19 protein-coding genes are annotated in these 15,646 nt (G+C 58.0%); 3 read left to right on the top strand and 16 right to left on the bottom strand.

Going from position 1 to position 15,646, the window contains the following annotated elements:
- Positions 1-49: 49 nt before the first annotated feature.
- The 5 genes from VMY05_02635 to VMY05_02615 form a co-directional block, all read right to left on the bottom strand.
- On the bottom strand, positions 50-547 hold the full coding sequence (locus VMY05_02635) for a zf-HC2 domain-containing protein (GenBank protein HUV29977.1): 498 nt from the start codon (positions 545-547) through the stop codon (positions 50-52).
- The gene (locus VMY05_02630; GenBank protein ID HUV29976.1) at positions 544-1,056 is read right to left on the bottom strand and encodes a sigma-70 family RNA polymerase sigma factor; all 513 of its coding nucleotides are present in this window, start codon (positions 1,054-1,056) and stop codon (positions 544-546) included. Before VMY05_02630 ends, VMY05_02635 begins: the two co-directional genes overlap by 4 nt.
- A 42-nt stretch (positions 1,057-1,098) precedes the next feature.
- Positions 1,099-2,127, bottom strand: a complete 1,029-nt coding sequence (locus VMY05_02625) for a hypothetical protein (protein HUV29975.1) — start codon at positions 2,125-2,127, stop codon at positions 1,099-1,101.
- A 169-nt stretch (positions 2,128-2,296) separates the two neighbouring features.
- A complete protein-coding gene (locus tag VMY05_02620; GenBank protein HUV29974.1) occupies positions 2,297-2,950 on the bottom strand; it encodes an isochorismatase family cysteine hydrolase in 654 nt (217 codons plus the stop codon).
- A 212-nt stretch (positions 2,951-3,162) separates the two neighbouring features.
- Positions 3,163-4,350: a glycosyltransferase gene (locus VMY05_02615; GenBank protein HUV29973.1), complete on the bottom strand. Its 1,188-nt coding sequence runs from the start codon at positions 4,348-4,350 to the stop codon at positions 3,163-3,165.
- Between the two features lie 326 nt (positions 4,351-4,676).
- Between VMY05_02615 and VMY05_02610 the strand changes: the two genes are divergently transcribed.
- Positions 4,677-4,988, top strand: coding sequence for a metalloregulator ArsR/SmtB family transcription factor (locus tag VMY05_02610; GenBank protein HUV29972.1), 312 nt, complete (start codon positions 4,677-4,679; stop codon positions 4,986-4,988).
- Positions 4,989-5,062: 74 nt separating this feature from the next.
- Positions 5,063-5,233, top strand: coding sequence for a hypothetical protein (locus VMY05_02605; GenBank protein ID HUV29971.1), 171 nt, complete (start codon positions 5,063-5,065; stop codon positions 5,231-5,233).
- Positions 5,234-5,907: 674 nt separating this feature from the next.
- Here the strand turns inward: VMY05_02605 and VMY05_02600 are convergent.
- The 4 genes from VMY05_02600 to VMY05_02585 all read right to left on the bottom strand — a co-directional run bounded on the left by VMY05_02600 (position 5,908) and on the right by VMY05_02585 (position 8,326).
- On the bottom strand, positions 5,908-6,879 hold the full coding sequence (locus VMY05_02600; protein ID HUV29970.1) for an alpha/beta hydrolase: 972 nt from the start codon (positions 6,877-6,879) through the stop codon (positions 5,908-5,910).
- A 192-nt stretch (positions 6,880-7,071) separates the two neighbouring features.
- On the bottom strand, positions 7,072-7,464 hold the full coding sequence (locus tag VMY05_02595) for a VOC family protein (protein ID HUV29969.1): 393 nt from the start codon (positions 7,462-7,464) through the stop codon (positions 7,072-7,074).
- Between the two features lie 170 nt (positions 7,465-7,634).
- A complete protein-coding gene (locus tag VMY05_02590) occupies positions 7,635-8,048 on the bottom strand; it encodes a hypothetical protein (GenBank protein HUV29968.1) in 414 nt (137 codons plus the stop codon).
- Between the two features lie 17 nt (positions 8,049-8,065).
- On the bottom strand, positions 8,066-8,326 hold the full coding sequence (locus VMY05_02585; protein ID HUV29967.1) for a helix-turn-helix transcriptional regulator: 261 nt from the start codon (positions 8,324-8,326) through the stop codon (positions 8,066-8,068).
- Between the two features lie 490 nt (positions 8,327-8,816).
- On the opposite strand from VMY05_02585, the gene VMY05_02580 reads away from it, so the two are divergent.
- Complete coding sequence (locus VMY05_02580; GenBank protein HUV29966.1) at positions 8,817-10,619, top strand: glycosyltransferase family 39 protein; 1,803 nt, start codon at positions 8,817-8,819, stop codon at positions 10,617-10,619.
- Between the two features lie 127 nt (positions 10,620-10,746).
- Here the strand turns inward: VMY05_02580 and VMY05_02575 are convergent, their stop codons facing one another.
- The 7 genes from VMY05_02575 to VMY05_02545 all read right to left on the bottom strand — a co-directional run bounded on the left by VMY05_02575 (position 10,747) and on the right by VMY05_02545 (position 15,512).
- Positions 10,747-11,364, bottom strand: a complete 618-nt coding sequence (locus VMY05_02575) for a class I SAM-dependent methyltransferase (protein ID HUV29965.1) — start codon at positions 11,362-11,364, stop codon at positions 10,747-10,749.
- Between the two features lie 164 nt (positions 11,365-11,528).
- Positions 11,529-11,813, bottom strand: coding sequence for a PaaI family thioesterase (locus tag VMY05_02570; protein HUV29964.1), 285 nt, complete (start codon positions 11,811-11,813; stop codon positions 11,529-11,531).
- Positions 11,814-11,946: 133 nt separating this feature from the next.
- Positions 11,947-12,366, bottom strand: a complete 420-nt coding sequence (locus VMY05_02565; protein ID HUV29963.1) for a NifB/NifX family molybdenum-iron cluster-binding protein — start codon at positions 12,364-12,366, stop codon at positions 11,947-11,949.
- Complete coding sequence (locus VMY05_02560) at positions 12,347-12,694, bottom strand: DUF134 domain-containing protein (protein HUV29962.1); 348 nt, start codon at positions 12,692-12,694, stop codon at positions 12,347-12,349. The genes VMY05_02565 and VMY05_02560 overlap by 20 nt, the downstream gene beginning before the upstream one ends.
- Before the next feature lie 142 nt (positions 12,695-12,836).
- The gene (locus VMY05_02555) at positions 12,837-13,991 is read right to left on the bottom strand and encodes a peptidase C39 family protein (GenBank protein HUV29961.1); all 1,155 of its coding nucleotides are present in this window, start codon (positions 13,989-13,991) and stop codon (positions 12,837-12,839) included.
- Positions 13,992-13,995: 4 nt separating this feature from the next.
- Complete coding sequence (locus tag VMY05_02550; GenBank protein HUV29960.1) at positions 13,996-14,874, bottom strand: RimK family alpha-L-glutamate ligase; 879 nt, start codon at positions 14,872-14,874, stop codon at positions 13,996-13,998.
- Positions 14,862-15,512 (bottom strand): hypothetical protein, encoded by a 651-nt coding sequence (locus tag VMY05_02545; protein HUV29959.1) that lies wholly within the window; start codon positions 15,510-15,512, stop codon positions 14,862-14,864. The genes VMY05_02550 and VMY05_02545 overlap by 13 nt, the downstream gene beginning before the upstream one ends.
- Positions 15,513-15,646: the final 134 nt, after the last annotated feature.

The following is a 15,646-nucleotide window of genomic DNA, read 5'->3' as shown; positions in this document are numbered from 1 at the left end:
TAAACACCAAGAAGCCCTCCACCACCGTCGGCGAGTGTGGATGGTGTGCTCACTGCGGTGCCAGCGCCGTCGTGCCCCTGGCGATTGCGCGCAGCCCGTTCGGTGATAACCTCAGTCCCGACGCTGATGCCTGCCAGTTCTCCGGGATACTGCCCCGTGACTCGACGAGCTGCGCCACCGACGCTTCGGGCCGACCGGGTGCCGTGAACAACGGGTGCGCTGCGTACCCGAGAGCGAAGATTGCTATGGCAGCGGCAATCCGTACCAAGGTCGAGATCACCCTGGAGGCTTTCTGCGTGCTCAGTCCGGTGGGCGGGCGTGCAGCGAGCTTGCGGTATATCTCGTTTTCCAGCCGCAGCCGTTCAATCTCCGTCAGGCCGTCGGCGCCCCCCGGTTCAAACATGGCAACCACCACGCGCAACTCTTCCAGTTCGGCCCGGCAAGCCGAACACTCTTTCAAATGCTGCTCAAGCTCCCGCTTTTCGGCAGGCTCGAGATCACCCGTGGCCAGTAAAGCCAGCTTATCCGTGTACTGCCTGCAACTCACAGTCTCTCCTTTCCCATCGCACCGTGCAAACACTTCTTCAAATTCCGCAGACCTCTGGCCAGGTGGATTTTCACCGACCCCTGTGAAACGCCCATAACGCGGGCAACCTCGGCCAGCGTAAGATCGGCATAGAATCTCAGCGTTACGGCCTCCCTCTGCCTGCCTGACAGCGACTCTACGGCCCGGTTGACACGGGACGCCGTCTCGGCGGTCTCGAACACGCGGTCCGGCTGCTCGGGAGCCTGCGCCGCAACGGCTTCCGCAAGAGAACCCTCTGCTGCATTCCTTCTCAGTCGGTTCCTCTTGCTGTTGAGCGCAAGATTGAACGCCGTGCGGTACAGGTACGCCTTCAGTTTGCCGCCGTCCCTGCTCCTGCGACCCTGGAAGACTCTTACAAACGCTTCCTGTGTGAGGTCGAGAGCCTCTTCCCTGTCAGAGACGATCCGGCAGGCCAGACGGAACACGCCGCCGGAAAACTCACGAACTGCCTCGGTTATGTCCTCAGCCACGTTGAATCTCCACTGACACCCTGTATCGACCGGCCCTCACCTTCAGTCCTCCACGACGGACAGCGCGTGCAGGGGGATGTCGCGGTCGTGCAGGTCCTCTCCTCCAAACGTCCAGCCGACCGCCCCGGGATTCTCTCTGTCCCTCTCGCCGTTGGTCGTGACTATCTCGCCGGGCAGGCGCACATGGACATCGAACCCGTTGCTGTTGAGAGCCTCGGTAAGTTTATACTCATGTTCCACGGCCCGCCGGGCGGTCTCAAACCTCGCGCCGCTTCCCGCCGGGTCGGAGCCCGCCGCGCTCATGACAAGCCCGGCGAAACTCTGCTGCAGGTCCCGGGCAAGCTTGTCGAATTCTGCGCCTATGGAATCCTCATCCATGGCCAGCACGGCGAGAAGCTTCGCGGGCGTGATTGCGTTAACGATGTACGGTTCGGCCTGCTGCTGGATGTTCACCTTGACCGAAACGGGCAGACCATGCTCGAGAACCAGCATGCCCAGAATCTCCGAAAGAAGTTCTCTTTGACGATGTTGTGCCTGCCGGGCGAGAAGCGCAAGGTACTTCGTCCGGTCTTCCTCTGACACCTCGAATATACCCTTCTCCAGGACGCGTTTTTCGAGGTCCTTGTCCATCATCGACTCGGCTTCCCCGTTGAACCGGAAATACCTGCGTGCAAGATAAGTCCGTTTGAACTCATAGAACGTACGCCCGCCTTCCTTCCAGTACCTGATTTCACCAGGGAACCGCAGGCTGGCCTTCGGGTCGCCGCGTTCGCCCGTCGCATACGTCTCGGGCAGAGGCTCCCCGTACGGCACGACCCGTCTCACCTTGAGGTTTCGCTCTATTTTGTCGGCATCGCTGGAATCAATGACGTCCGACAGGATTTCCCAGTCCGGCTCGGCCGGAAGGGAAATCGGTGGGCCGAAATCATCGACCTCTCCCTCGAACTCTGCAACGATTGTAGCCCGGCCGTCACGGTCGACCGTAATCTCTTCGGAGCGTGTCAGGCACCCCTGTGTCACGGCGAGCACTGCCAACATTGCCGGTATGAACAATCTGTGCGGCCACTTCATCGTTTCCTCCTTTGTTCGTCAACCCGCACCTGAAATATCTGTCCTCAGTCAACCTGAATGACACCTGAGGCCGGCAAAAAGGAGACACCGGTTCTGCCGGAAGTTCCGGAAATCAATGCTCTACCTGAAGAGAAAAGTGTCCGGCAGAATGAGTATCGGTCGGCTATGGTCACGCCATCTGAGCGGTAATTCGTGCCACCGTAGTAACATACGCGAAGCCAAAGCCGGCATTGAGCAAGCTGGCCAGATGCATTTGCTCATTGACGGAACCGGTCCCGTCCGCCAGGAAAAACACCCGATAGTCTCGGTAATAGGCGTCTCGAGCGGTCGATTCACAACACATATTCGTCATGATACCGCTGATAACGAGGTCTCGAATATTCAGACAGCGCAGAACCGTTTCCAGGTCAGTATTATAAAAGGCCGAATATCGATGTTTCAATATGATCTTCTCATGAGCCAGGGGCTCCACGTCCGGATGGAGTTCGCTCTCCGGGCTACCTTCAACGCACATTCCGTCCCACCACCATTCCATGATACCGGCATCAAGTCGAGCCGGATGATGAACGTGTCGCGTGAAGATAACCGGACGGTCAGCCGCTCGGAAAGCGGCCACAAGGCGTTTGACACCGGGCAGAATGGCGGCCCCCCCGCAGGTGTACGTCGGAGATTCCGGGTCGAGGAAGAACCGCTGCATGTCAATAACGAGGAGCGCGCAGGTGTCCTTGTCCAGTCGCATATTGTGCTCATTGAAAGGAGCGATTTCCTCCAGCCAGGCGGTTGTTCGTGCATTCAGCGTTTCGGGGGTAACGTATGCGCTCATATTGGACTCCTTTGCCTAACCGGTCCGATTTGATGTGTTCCGAAGGTACCTTTAAACATGTCGATCTGAGTGTAGTCGTGATCGAAGAAACAAGCGACCTCTTTCCGCTTCGTCAACTAAAGATGGGGCATTTGAGGTGCGTGCTCAACCGGTCGGCACCGTACGGCCGGCGACGGCAGGTCTCGGGCATAGTAAGTGCAGGAAGCGTCCGTTTACGCGCGCCGGTCGGGCCTGCTGCTGCTACGGTCGACCCTGTTGGCTCTCAGTTCGGACAGTGAATACGTGGTCCCACGCCACTGGATCTCCCGAGTGACCAGCGCCTTGAGCATGGATCGCCAGAGGATGTATACAAGAAGGAGTGTCCCGACCGGGAAACCGATGCTATGCCACCGCCGGCCGAAATGGAACGGCGCACCCTCCCAGCCGAGGAAAACGATCACGGCGACAATACCGGCGTTCAGGACCTGCGTGATGCCGCTTGTCAGCCCCAGCCCCAGAAACGGCCACACGAAGAACAGTAGTTGTCCGGCGGTAACGACGAGTATGCCCGTCACCCGGTATTGCACCGCGGCGAAGGCGTTTTTCTCCATACCGCGGGCCAGCGCACCAATCGACGTGTACCATGGAACGGCAATCAAGCCCCTGCCAAAGAGCAGTTCCTGGCGATACCCGGCTTGCTTGATTAACTGGCCGAGCTTCATGTCATCATCCGGCCGCAGCGCGATGGCCGAATGTCCGCCGACCGCCCGGTAAACGCCCGAACGAATCAGGTTAAAGGCGCCGATTCCGATATAACCGCGGCTTGCGGGGTCCCTGGCCTGCCACGGCCTGGCATACATGGCAAAGAAAAAGCTGAAAACGCGGCCGTATATCTGCAGGAGAAGGCCCGGCATCCTCACCTCCGGCGAGACGGCAAGATGCTCAAGTTCATGTGTAACCATATACCCGACCGCGCGGCTCACGGTGGACCGGTGCATCACGACATCGGCGTCCGTAAACAAAAGCAGTGCGCCGCCCGCCTGCCGCGCCCCGAGTTGCAGAGCGTGGTTTTTCCCCAGCCAGCCGGCCGGAAGTTCATCCACACGAATCAGTTTCACCGAGAGATTGGACTCTTTGAGGCGCCCCAGAATAGCCGATGTCCGGTCCGTCGAACGGTCATCGACAACTATAATCTCGAGGTTTCCGTAATCCTGATCGAGCACGGAACGCAGCGCCGGTTCGATGTTTTCCTCTTCGTTGCGTGCCGGAATGATCACGGATACGCGCGGAGGCGAAGGCAACCTCTGCGGGTACACGTCCTTCAGAAAGCCCGTCGAGCGGTTTCCCCGCCATAATTCGAAAGCTACGGCAAGAAGTAGAGGCAGAGTTGCCGCCGCGAGCACAAGCAAAACCATCGCCATCTGTAACCCGTCCTTACAAACTCCGTCCGGACGTTGCCATTCCCCCACGGACCACAATCCGCCAGCCGGCGGCATTGTCCCTTCCGCCTCGAACTCATCCTCAACCTCATGGCCGAACCTGCGTACGTCTTAACCACGGAGGTCCGGCACCATCGTAACACCAATGTAATGCTCATCCCTGTCATATGCCCCAACTTTGAAACCGGCCGGAGAATATGGAAAAAAAGCGCTTTGCCCCCGGTTATATTTGCGTATATATATATTGGTATGCAGTAATTCTCCGGATCAGCCCCGGGGCTGCCCCGGAATCGGCGAAGAGACAGAGAATGGATGAGAAGACATTTTCCAAGTATTTCAAGGCCTTCGGGGATCCCTCGCGGCTCAAGATCCTCACGTTGCTCTCAGCTAAGGAAATGACGGTTAACGAGATAGCGAAGGGGATCGGCATTTCCCAGCCCGCCACCAGCCGGCATCTGGCCATACTCAGGGAGGCCGATATCGTTATCGACCGGCGCGAGGGGCAGCATGTCTTTTACAGCCTCAACAAACAGTCCGTAAACAGTTGCTGCACGGGCTTTTGTGACTGCCTGAAGGTCACCGTAAAGGACGGCAGGAAGAAAAAAAAGAGCCGGGGATGATTTTTTTTGAAACAAATATCTGCATATGTGCATATAATGATATAGCCATTACTAAAAATAAAGGAGATCAGCAAATGGAAACGGAACGGCCCTGCATTACGATCACCAGAACCGAGACGGGTTTCCGAATCGACGTAACCGGCAAAGAGTTGGGCAATGCCTGTGTCGGCATATGCACTCCGGAGTCGGCCGAGGCAGGCAAAACGGCGACAGTCTGCTGCAAGCCGGAAGAAAAGAAGACGTGACTGACAAGAGCTTTCGGCACACCGAACCAGTGAACCGTGAGAACCCTGAAAGAGGAGGTTTGACATGAAGCGATTCATGACACCGCGGATCGCCCATTGCGGCGAAGGCTGTACAGGCCGGTCCCGGGCATGACACAAAACTGCCCGTACGCTTTGACAGCGAAGACGTCCCCGGAGTGCGCATTCCGGGGGCGTCAAGTCAAGCGCCGTAACGTGGCGACAGGTCGCACTACGGCGACCTCATGCAGATAACCTCAGGATGCCGGGGGAGGCCGGTTCTCAAGCCGATCCGGGAGACGGCCTGTGCCACGGCAACGAGGGGAGGTGTGACCAATGCAAAAGACCTCACAGTGCTGCGAAGATGCCGGCGCGCGCAAAGTCCGGAACAGGTGCGCAAGCAACTGCTGTCTGCGCCCGGCGCGACCGGAAACGGGTCCGGACATTCGCAGCTTCCTCCGGCTTGTTACGGGAGTCGAGGATTTCCCGACCGACCGATTGTTTCTCAGGTAGGATCGGTCATATTCCGGACGGTCCGACACTATCCCTGTCCCAGTGAAGGCCGGCCGCTCGTCGGCCGGCCTTTGATCTTCCGGGGCTGTCACGCCGCTGATCCGAAAAATACACTCACCGTTAGACAGGCCGGCGACCACACGTCCGTCCCGGGCCTTGCGTTGCTACTCGGCAGGTGGGCCGCCCGGGAACTCGTTCAGTACCTGGCGAAGCAGCCGGTTGAACGTAACGGGATCCTCCATGTGCACGAAATGACCCGTGCCGGGCATGATGACGACGTCAAACGACTCCGCCACTTGACGATTCCCCTCGACGTCGGTTGGCACTCTGTCGGAATTGATGCAACGAACCGGAACGCGGACTTCGCGCAGTGCCTCAGCGTAGTCATACGCCAGGACGTCTGCTATGGCGCTTATGCTGACCTCATCCGGGGACGCAGCCATATCGGTGGCCACGCGGTTCACCAGTGACGAGTCGCCCGTCGGCGGAAACATGCTTCTCACGAACTGCTCGGTTGTGGCCGGGAAATCGGACCTGAACGCCGCCAGAAATCCCTCGATCTGTTCCGGCGTGAACTTCTGTCCGAACGACTGATAGGTGTCCACGCCCACCAGGGCTACTACCCTTCCGGGCAGTCGCCGCGCCGCCTCGAGCACGACCGCTCCCCCCATCGAGTGGCCGATCAGCACCACGTTCTCCAGGTCGAGTTTCTCGACCACGGCGGCCACGTCGGCGCCGAACCAACCCATCGTCCATTCCTCGCGACCCAGACCCGACTGACCGTGACCACCCAGATCGACCGTAACGACCGTGTAATCCTTGGCAAACTCTGACGTCTGGGCGTCCCAGTAGCCGCGGTCACAGCTCCAGCAGTGCACGAACACCAGCGCCCTATCGCCGCTTCCCTGCACCTGGTAGTAGACCATCAGCCCGTCCTCCGACGCTACGCTGTCGATGACGGCTGCGGAAGATCTGTCGGCTGTGTCAGTCTTCTGGCACGATATCAGGAACCCGCCGCATATCAGCAGAAGGAACAACGCCCACTGCAATACGAGCCTCGCACACAGCGATGACCCTGTGCGCACGCGGCGATGTTGGCTGCTGTTACTGCCGCTCAATTCCCATCCGATTTGCATGCTCTTGTTCTCCTTCGCAATTGATCTCACCAGGCGCTACCATAGCATCCCGCCGGATCGATAGCAATGAGGAAATAGAATGCCCGCCCGCGCAGACAACGCTATTACAACTTGGGTTCCTAACGCGCCGCAGGCAGCCGAAAAACCCCACCATGTTTCAAACAAGACCGTAACGGAAACACACTTCTGCGGCTACTGCCCGCTGTGCATTGTCATCGCCGACACCACACCGCCGGTCGGGTCCTGGATAATGCAGAACCGCCCCACGCCCGGAACATCCTCCGGCCCGTGCAGGACCTGGCCGCCCAGTGCCTCGACTTTAGCCGCCGTCGCGTCAACGTCATCGACGGCCACGTAGGCCATCCAGTGCGACGGGACCTCCTTCGGTATTTCCGACGGCATTTCCATCATCCCTCCGGCACTTTTGTCCCCAATCTTGAACATCGTGTACTGCATGCCGGGCATGCCGCTGTCAACCGCCTGCCATCCGAACAACTCGGAATAGAACTTCCCGCCCGCAGGGACGTCACGCGTCATCAACTCGTTCCAGCAGAAGGTTCCATGCACATACTCACTGTTGGACATCGAGATTCTCTCCTTCCTACGTTGGTTGCTCCGGATGTTGATGAGTATACGCCCTCCGGTGGGATGCGTCCATCACTTTTCGGCCGGGACAGTCCGGCCGCCAACCGTGGTCGGGCGGGATGTTACATGGTGCAGGCGGCTGTGTTACACCATTCTCTCGATTCCGCCCCTCAGACCTCTGTCTCTGTCCAGGCGACAATCGACGAAGGCAGCGTGTGGGCCAGGTACAGCAGGGCGGCGAAAACAATGATCAGGTTCGGGTCGTATCCCTGGAAGAGCGACTTCCACAACAGCACCAGCAGGCAGATCACCGTAAAGATACTGTACGAGTGTCTCAACGAATCGTGCGTAACCTGGATCTGCCGCTCGTCGAGCTTCTCTACCTTCGTGTGCACGAGTTTCCAAAGGCCGGTAAGAACGTGGTACTGAAGGAAAGTGACCAGCGCCACGACCAGGCAGACGATCTCCAGGACCGTTGCAATCCCGCTCCACCCCCCGATACCACGCACGTACGCAAAAACGAGCACCAGGACCACCGCCGCGTAGTTGATCACCATGCCCGTTCTTCTGTGCGCTCTTGACATTGACAGACTCATTTAGACTATTCCCTTTCTCTCTTGCTTCGTTCAAGCAGTTCCTGGCTCAATGGTTTGAGCGGTTGGGTCGAGAAGATCATCTTGATCGGCAGGCCGAAAAACTCGCTTATTCTGATAGCCAGGTCCAGGCTGGGGTTGTACTCCTCGCGTTCCAGGTAACCGACCGTCTGAAAATTGACGCCGATCTTCTCGGCCAGTTCCTTTCTGGAGATGTTGCGTTCCTCTCTGAGCACCGAGATTCTGTTGTATATCTTTCGGGTCTTCATACGGGCAATATAACGATATGTTGTACAAATACAACAAAAACTTCTATAAAAATAACAGATTCCGCAGGCGGTTACCCGACAGGAATCCTGGTAAGTTCATATGTAATAATAACTTGGCTCGAAAAGTGCACATGTGCGGGAAATCTGGCATTCCCGTGAATACATGTAACTCACTATGTAGCAGGCAGTTAGTTGGCAATGGCCGCGGCCGGACCAGCGACTTTCGCGGCATCAGGCGCCCGTCTTGTTCAATCACTCAGTACATGCTCAATTCGGCAATCGGCACAAAGCTATGGTGTTGCTATGATACCACACTGCTGCTATTGTATGACGGTTTCCTACAGTAAGAGGCTTACCGTTCTGAAAAACGCTACGACGTTTCTTTTTGTGATGGCAAACAGCCTGTTGCATTTCACCCCCGACAAGGCCGCAAAACTGTCAGCAAACATTCTTCCGAATAGATGTCAATCCTGGATACGTGAGTGAGATCATGACGTCTACAAGAACCCGCACCGTATACGCCCTGGCGCTGCTGTTTCTTCTCGCGTTCTTTTTCAACTGGCCCTATCTGCTGGGAGGCTTCAGTGGCGACGACCTGATTTTCCTTAACCTGCTGGACAATGATCCCCGGCCGTTTTCGCGGTTGCACGGCATGTGGTCGGTAAACCAGTTGCCGTTCATAGATAACACCTGGTGGAAGGACTGGACCCATCCGGGTGACGCCGGTGTTTTCTGGCGGCCGATCCCGAGTCTTGTTTTCGAAGGCTCGATCAGCCTTTTCGGCAGAAACGCTTTTCCCTTGCATCTGCTTTCGATCCTTCTGCACGCCGGTGTTGCCATGTGCCTGTATCTGCTGGTTCGGCGTGTAACTGGCCGGAGGATCTTAGCGCTGTTGTCCGGACTGTTCTTCGTCACCTGCGAAGATCACAGCATGCAGGTTGGATGGATAGCCGGCTTTACCGATCTGCTCTGCGTACAGTTTATCATGCTGGCCCTGCTGGCCCACGTCAGTTGGCTGCGCCGTCGCAAAGCCCTCGCTCTGGCCGGATCTCTATCAGCGCTGATCCTGGCTATGGGTTGCAAGGAATCCGCCTCGGTGGCGCCGCTGGCCATGATACTGTTGAGCTTCCTCATGCCCTCGGGATCCTCCGATGATTCCTCCCGCTATGGAGGACTTCGATCCCGGTTCATCACAGTTCTGAAAGCTCCGTCAACGTGGCTGCCATCAGTCGTTGTTCTCGGCGGTTACCTGATCACGTACCGGCTGCTGGACATGGGGGGATTCGACAGCCTCGTCTACGTCAACCCGCTGGCCCATCCCGGCCGGTACCTCGCGCGCCTGGTGACGCAACTCCCCGTCTTGTGGACCGGCACCTTCTCACCCATCCCGCCGTCGCTGACGATGTTCTGGCCCGACCTGCTTGCACCCCTGGCCGTGTCCGGGTTGGTGCTTTTCCTGGTATGGCTGGTCGCGCTCCGGCCGTTCAGGAGCGCGCCGCTCGTGCAGTGGGCGATGATTCTTTACCTTGTGGCGCTGCTGCCGCAACTGGCCGCCGATGCAAGTGAAAGAGCTTTGTATTTCCCCATGATCCCGGCCGCCATCCTGCTGGCAACCGTTGCGGCCACGATCGCCCCCATTGCCCGGCGCGGTGTTCAGGCGGCCACGCAGCTTCCACGCTTCACGCGCGTGGTTGGCTGGATTGCCGTGCTGGGTGTCCTGCTTCCGGGCGTTCTCGCCTCAACCGCAGCGCCCTGGACTTACCGGCCGAGTTTCGAAATGCCCCTGGCCGATTTGAGGACCGCGATGCCGTTCATCGAAGAACATCAACCCCGGCATACCATGCTGTTGAATACGTCGGGGTTTATGCTGACTTTGTATACGTGGGACGCCGTCAACTACTTGTCCGAGGAACCGCAGGACGTCTGGACGCTGTCTTCCGCGAATGCCGTTTTCACACTGGAGAAGACCGGTGATTCGTCATTCGTCATCTCGGCCGACCGCTCCGGCTGGCTGGGTAACATGTTCGCCCGTATCCTGCGCACAAAACCGACCCTGGCCGCGGGAGATCAATACCATACGCCGGTCTTCGACGCCACGATTGTCCGCACCACCGCTACGGGACGCGATGCCCTGGCCGTTAGGTTCGATCTGGTCGGTCCGCTCGATGATCCGCGCTGGCTCTTTCTGCGCTGGAACGGCAGACAATTCGAACCCCTAAATATAGCGGCGCTTCCGCGTGACAGCACAATCGAGCTGGCCAATACATCCGATATGTGGAAAAGCATGTATTGAACGTGCGGGCCTGGCAATCCCCCGGACCAGGTTTGCTGATACACTCGGATGGGGGGTACGGGAGCCGCTGCTAAACGGCAGAACCCAAGCGGTTCTGCCGTGCCCGTCCAGGTCGCCCGCTTCGGCCCTACTTCCGCTCTAACCAGGCGAAATTGGCCACGTGCGGGTTGGGCCTTCCGGGGATCTGGACCGTGCGCAACTCGACGACGTCAAACAGCGGCGTGTACAGGGCCTTGAGTTCCTCCAGTGACGAGAAGTACAGTGTCGTGCCTAGCGGGGTATCGCGATACTTGCCGACTCCTCCAAAGGCCGTGTCCCCGTCATTGAAGCAGGCCGAAACATACGTGCCGTGCGGCACAAGCAGGCTGTGGACGTTGCGAATGTAACGCGGTCGATCCTTTGGAAAGACGTGGTGCAGAAGCTCCCAGTCGAAAGCGAGGTCGAAGGCGGCGTGATATTCCTTCAGATCGCCCAGCAGATCGGCGACAACAAAGCGGCATGACACGCCTTGCCGCGCGGAAAGGTCAGCGGCAAGTTTGACGGCCTCACTGCTGATGTCGATTCCGGTTACATCAAATCCCTGTCGGGCCAGCCAGACGGCGTAGTTGCCCGTCCCGCATCCCAGATCGACCGCCCGGCAGGGCTTGATCCTTCCGGTTTGAACAGCCTCAGCCAGTAGTTCAGGCGGGTCGGGATGATTCCAGGGAATGCTCTCGGGCGGAATGTCCCGGTATATTCGCTCCATTTGTTCACGAATGCCCACCGCACTCCCCGCGTCGTTTCCGAATAACCGCCATTTGTCCCGCAGTACGGGTTACAATGCGACCACGAGGAAGAACATACGCCCGAACGATATCCATGGCAAGTCGCCGGTTTCGGGCTCTCAGATGGAACGACGTGCTATTCCCGTCAGCCCGAAGCGGCCCGACGGTCCACAAAGCTGCCCACGGCCGTGACTTTCACCTCGGATTCCTGCACCAGTTCTGCCTCGACGTAATGCAGCGTCCGTCGGGATTTCAAAATGCGAGCGGAAAGGTGTACAGTCTGGTCGATGGCGACGGGACGAAGGTAGCGCACCTCCAGCCGTCCTGTCACGGCCGTTATGCCTGCGGAAAACAGACAGTTGGTCATCACCCCGTCAAGCAGCAGGGAAACCACTCCCCCGTGCAGGATGGCGGGGTAGCCTTGCAACACGCGGCGGCAATTGACGTGAGCTGATATTTCACGCTCGCTGCAGTCATCGATGTTCAGTCTCAGACCGAGACTGTCGGCCGGACTTCAAAGCGGGCAGTCCGGGTGTGCGCACGCCCGGGTCTGAAGCAGGCGGTTATCCACGATTGCGATGCCGTTGGCCGTCCCCGGCTCCCTGATGACGCCCCGTCCCGCGGCCCCACACACGGCGGTCGGTTGTGCCCTCATAACGCTGGCCGCGACCGTGACAGGCACGTGCGGACTCGATATCGGACAGGCTCCCTTCGGAAAACATTCTCACGGCTTCCCTCGTGGCGGTAACGTCAGTGTCGAGGGTTCTGATTCCCTCCGCGTTGAGCGCCTCGATGGCGCGCCGCCCCATGCCGCTACACAGTACGGCATCAATATGATACCGGGCCAGCTGGCTCATGGGGTGACACGTGCCGTGACTGTGATGAGCATTACGGTTCTCAATCACGTTGATTTCCTCGGTTTCGGTATCATACAACGTGAAATACGGCGCCGATCCAAAGTGTTCATGAATGGTGCTGTCCATCCCCCCGTCGTCTCCTGACGGAATGCATATCAGCATGCTGATCCTCACTCTCTTTGAGATTGATGATTACCGCAGAGTTTTTCAGAATCGCCTCCAGAAGCTGTTTGCGACCCTGATATAACAGCCGTTGTACCGTACCGCGCGAAATGCCCATGCGCATGCCGGCCGCCTCCTGGTCAAGCTGCTCGATGTCACACAAACGCATGGCCTCAAACTGATCGAGCCCCAGCACCACCGTATCGATCTGCCGCAGGGGTATGCCCTGGGGCTTGTAGACTCTGTCAGCCTGATATCGTCGGCAAAATCGTCTTTTCCTCGGTCGCGGCATTCAGAACTCCCTTAGTAATGTGCATATGCACATAACAAGTATCGGCGATCCGGTGGTTGTTGTCAAGGGGTTTTAAGGAGAAAACGGGTCTCGGGCCTGGCCCGCTGTGTGACCGGGGTGTATTATATTGTGGCGGACAGGCTTACGACGCATTGCGGCCGGAGCGTGGTCTTGACCTGTCAGGCTTCTGTAGTGGCCCGATCAGCAGAAGACACCGATACGCCTCTTTGCCGTAGCGACTCATTCGCAGAAACTCAGATTTCTCAATACGCAGATGGCGGGCCCGCGACCTGTTCCCGCTGTAGGACGCCACGTCCGGATCATGGATATACACGTGATCGGCGTCAAAACCGGTAACCACAACCCAATGCGGTACCTGATCGCCCGTCAGCCGATACGTGCTGATCAGGGCCACCGGAATCAAGCCTCTGAACAGGGCTGAGACGATCTCATCGATGCCATACTCGCACACGGCGCCGGTCACGCCCAGCTTCCGGGCCTGGCGTTTCATGTCGTTGTGCACGATTTTCATGATCTCACGCTTGACCGGGATACGTACTGATCTCAGCATCGGCGTGGTGTCCATCGAGATAATCACACGGCAACCCAATCCTCTCTTGACAGTGGAGAGCGACAGGCCGTACGGGTCGGTGCCGCCAAACCCGGACGTCATGAATATCAGCGTGGCTTCCTTCCAGATTTGCATCTCCAGAGTACGGGTCAGTTCGATCCGTGAGAAGAAGTACCTGAGCGCCATCATTAGACAGGCGGGGCCGCACGTGAAATCGAGCGTCTGGGCGTGGTACGGAATGCCGAGCCTCAGCTTTTTCTTCGCCACCGGGTCCAGCTCCTTACGCATCTTGAGTCCGGCCATGCCGTCTTCATAGTAGTCCGGCAGGTTTCGAACGACTACGAAACCGTCTTTCTCATAGAACCTGATGGCGCCTTCGTTATCCCGGCGTACCTCCAGCGTCATGCTGCGGCAATCGCGCCGGGCCGCCTCCAATTCACACTCCCGAAGCAATTTCAGGCCGTACTTCATCCCCTGGAAGGCCGGGTCCACGGCCAGGTTGTAAAGTCTTGCGCCCTGGTGCGACTTTCTCCACAGGATATAGGCCGCGCCTACCACGGTCGAATTCCGCACCAACACAAACACGGTCGCACGGGAACGGGTCAGAAGGTAATCGATCTGGTCTTCTCTGAAGCGATCCGTTTCAAAGGCGGCATGCTCGAGTCTGAGCAGATCCTTCAGATCGTGGATGCCGGCCGGGCGGATGGTGGTTCGCCGGTTCATCATGATCTCACGACGCTAATAAATGTCTGACCAGCCGTTCGTACAGATCTCCCTCAAGCATGTCCTCTTCGCCGGCGTTGATGGTAGGATTATCGTTCACCTCGATAACGATGAACTGATCCGCTACCTGTTTGACATCTACGCCGTAGAGCCCCCGGCCGATCGCATTGGCCGCTTGCACGGCCGTCTGCAGCAGCAACGCCGGTGCCTCGGCGATGCGGAAGGGCCTTATGGGACCATATGCCGCTTTACCGTCGCTGGTGTAGGTCAGTATTTTCCACCTGTTCTTCGGGATGACATACTGACACACGTAGAGCGGCTCGCCTCCAAGGGTGCCTACGCGCCAATCGAATGATGACTTGACAAACCGCTGTGCCAGCACCCGGTCGGACCGTCGCAGGAATCGTCTTGCTATCGTGCTGATCTCCCGCGGTGTGGATGCCTTCTCGACGTACATCGAGAAGCTGCTGTTTGGAGCTTTGAGCACCACCGGATCGCCGAACCGATCAAGGAGCCGCTGCCCCAGTTCCAGGCTGATCTCATTCTCATCAATTATCTCCGTCTCCGGAATAGGCACGCCGTGCCGCATCAGGTGGCGGTACATGCTGACTTTGTCACAACATATGCGAATGGAGTCAGGATCATCGACGACGAGCAGTCCGTGCATCTCCGCCGTCCTCGACGCCACGTAGGCGGAGTTCAGCGGGTCGGTTAAGGCGCGGATGTAGATGGCGTCGTATTCTGGTATCTTGTACATGTCAGGACGAAACAGAAAATCCACGCGATGTCCCAGCCTGCGACCCACCTGACTGAGACGCATGAGCGAGTTCATCTCGTCCGAACTCGAAATAGTGTAACGCTCGACGTAGATGCCTAGTTGCCCCATATCACGCGCTCCTGAATGTACGCGATCTCCCGCAGGGCCAGGTCGGCAAACGGGAGCAGGCCAATATCACTAAGCAGCAGTTTGTCATCGGCAACTCTGATCGCTCGCACCCGGGCCACCGGAATGCTGAACACGTCCCAGATGGTCCTGGCAAGTTGCCCGAACCGGCCAATAGCGCACCAGCCGAGAATCGCCTTGAAGTAGACAATTTGACTTCCATGCGGCAACTCCTGGCAGCACACGGCATAGGTGTAGTTGCGTGTCAGGGATTTCGCTATGCTCTTGGCCCGGCTCGGCTTGAGAACCACCCGCCCCTTCAACGTGAATGGATTGATGGGATCGACAATGACGGGCGGCTCGAAATAGCCGTTGCTTATGTAGAACTCGGGAACGGCGACACCGGCCAATCTGGCTTTCTCCAAGAAAAGAGGCGGTACATAGGCGTCAATCATGTCCTTGCAGGTCGGCCGGATCGGCTTGCCCTCGTTTTCGTAGTCTTCAGACACGTAATACGGGAGCTGCAGGTAGTCATAGTTCCCGGCCAGGTTGACCAGACAACCGTCTTCGGACAACCGGCCGACAAAGCGATTTTTCCGGGCATTTTCTATGAGTGCCCTGCTTTTGCTCGATCGGCTCATTCAGAGTTCCCGTTTACACGTGTTTTCAAGCCATCTTTCCCCGCAAAAGCAATATAATGTTCTCCACGGCGTAGATGCGGTGGGATTGTGGCAGTCCGGGGAATCAGGTGCGGCCGCCCATCCGTGGGAAGCAA

Source organism: Acidobacteriota bacterium (assembly GCA_035529075.1).
GTDB lineage: Bacteria > Zixibacteria > MSB-5A5 > GN15 > FEB-12 > DATKXK01.
This window is presented reverse-complemented; position numbering and strand designations above follow the sequence as displayed.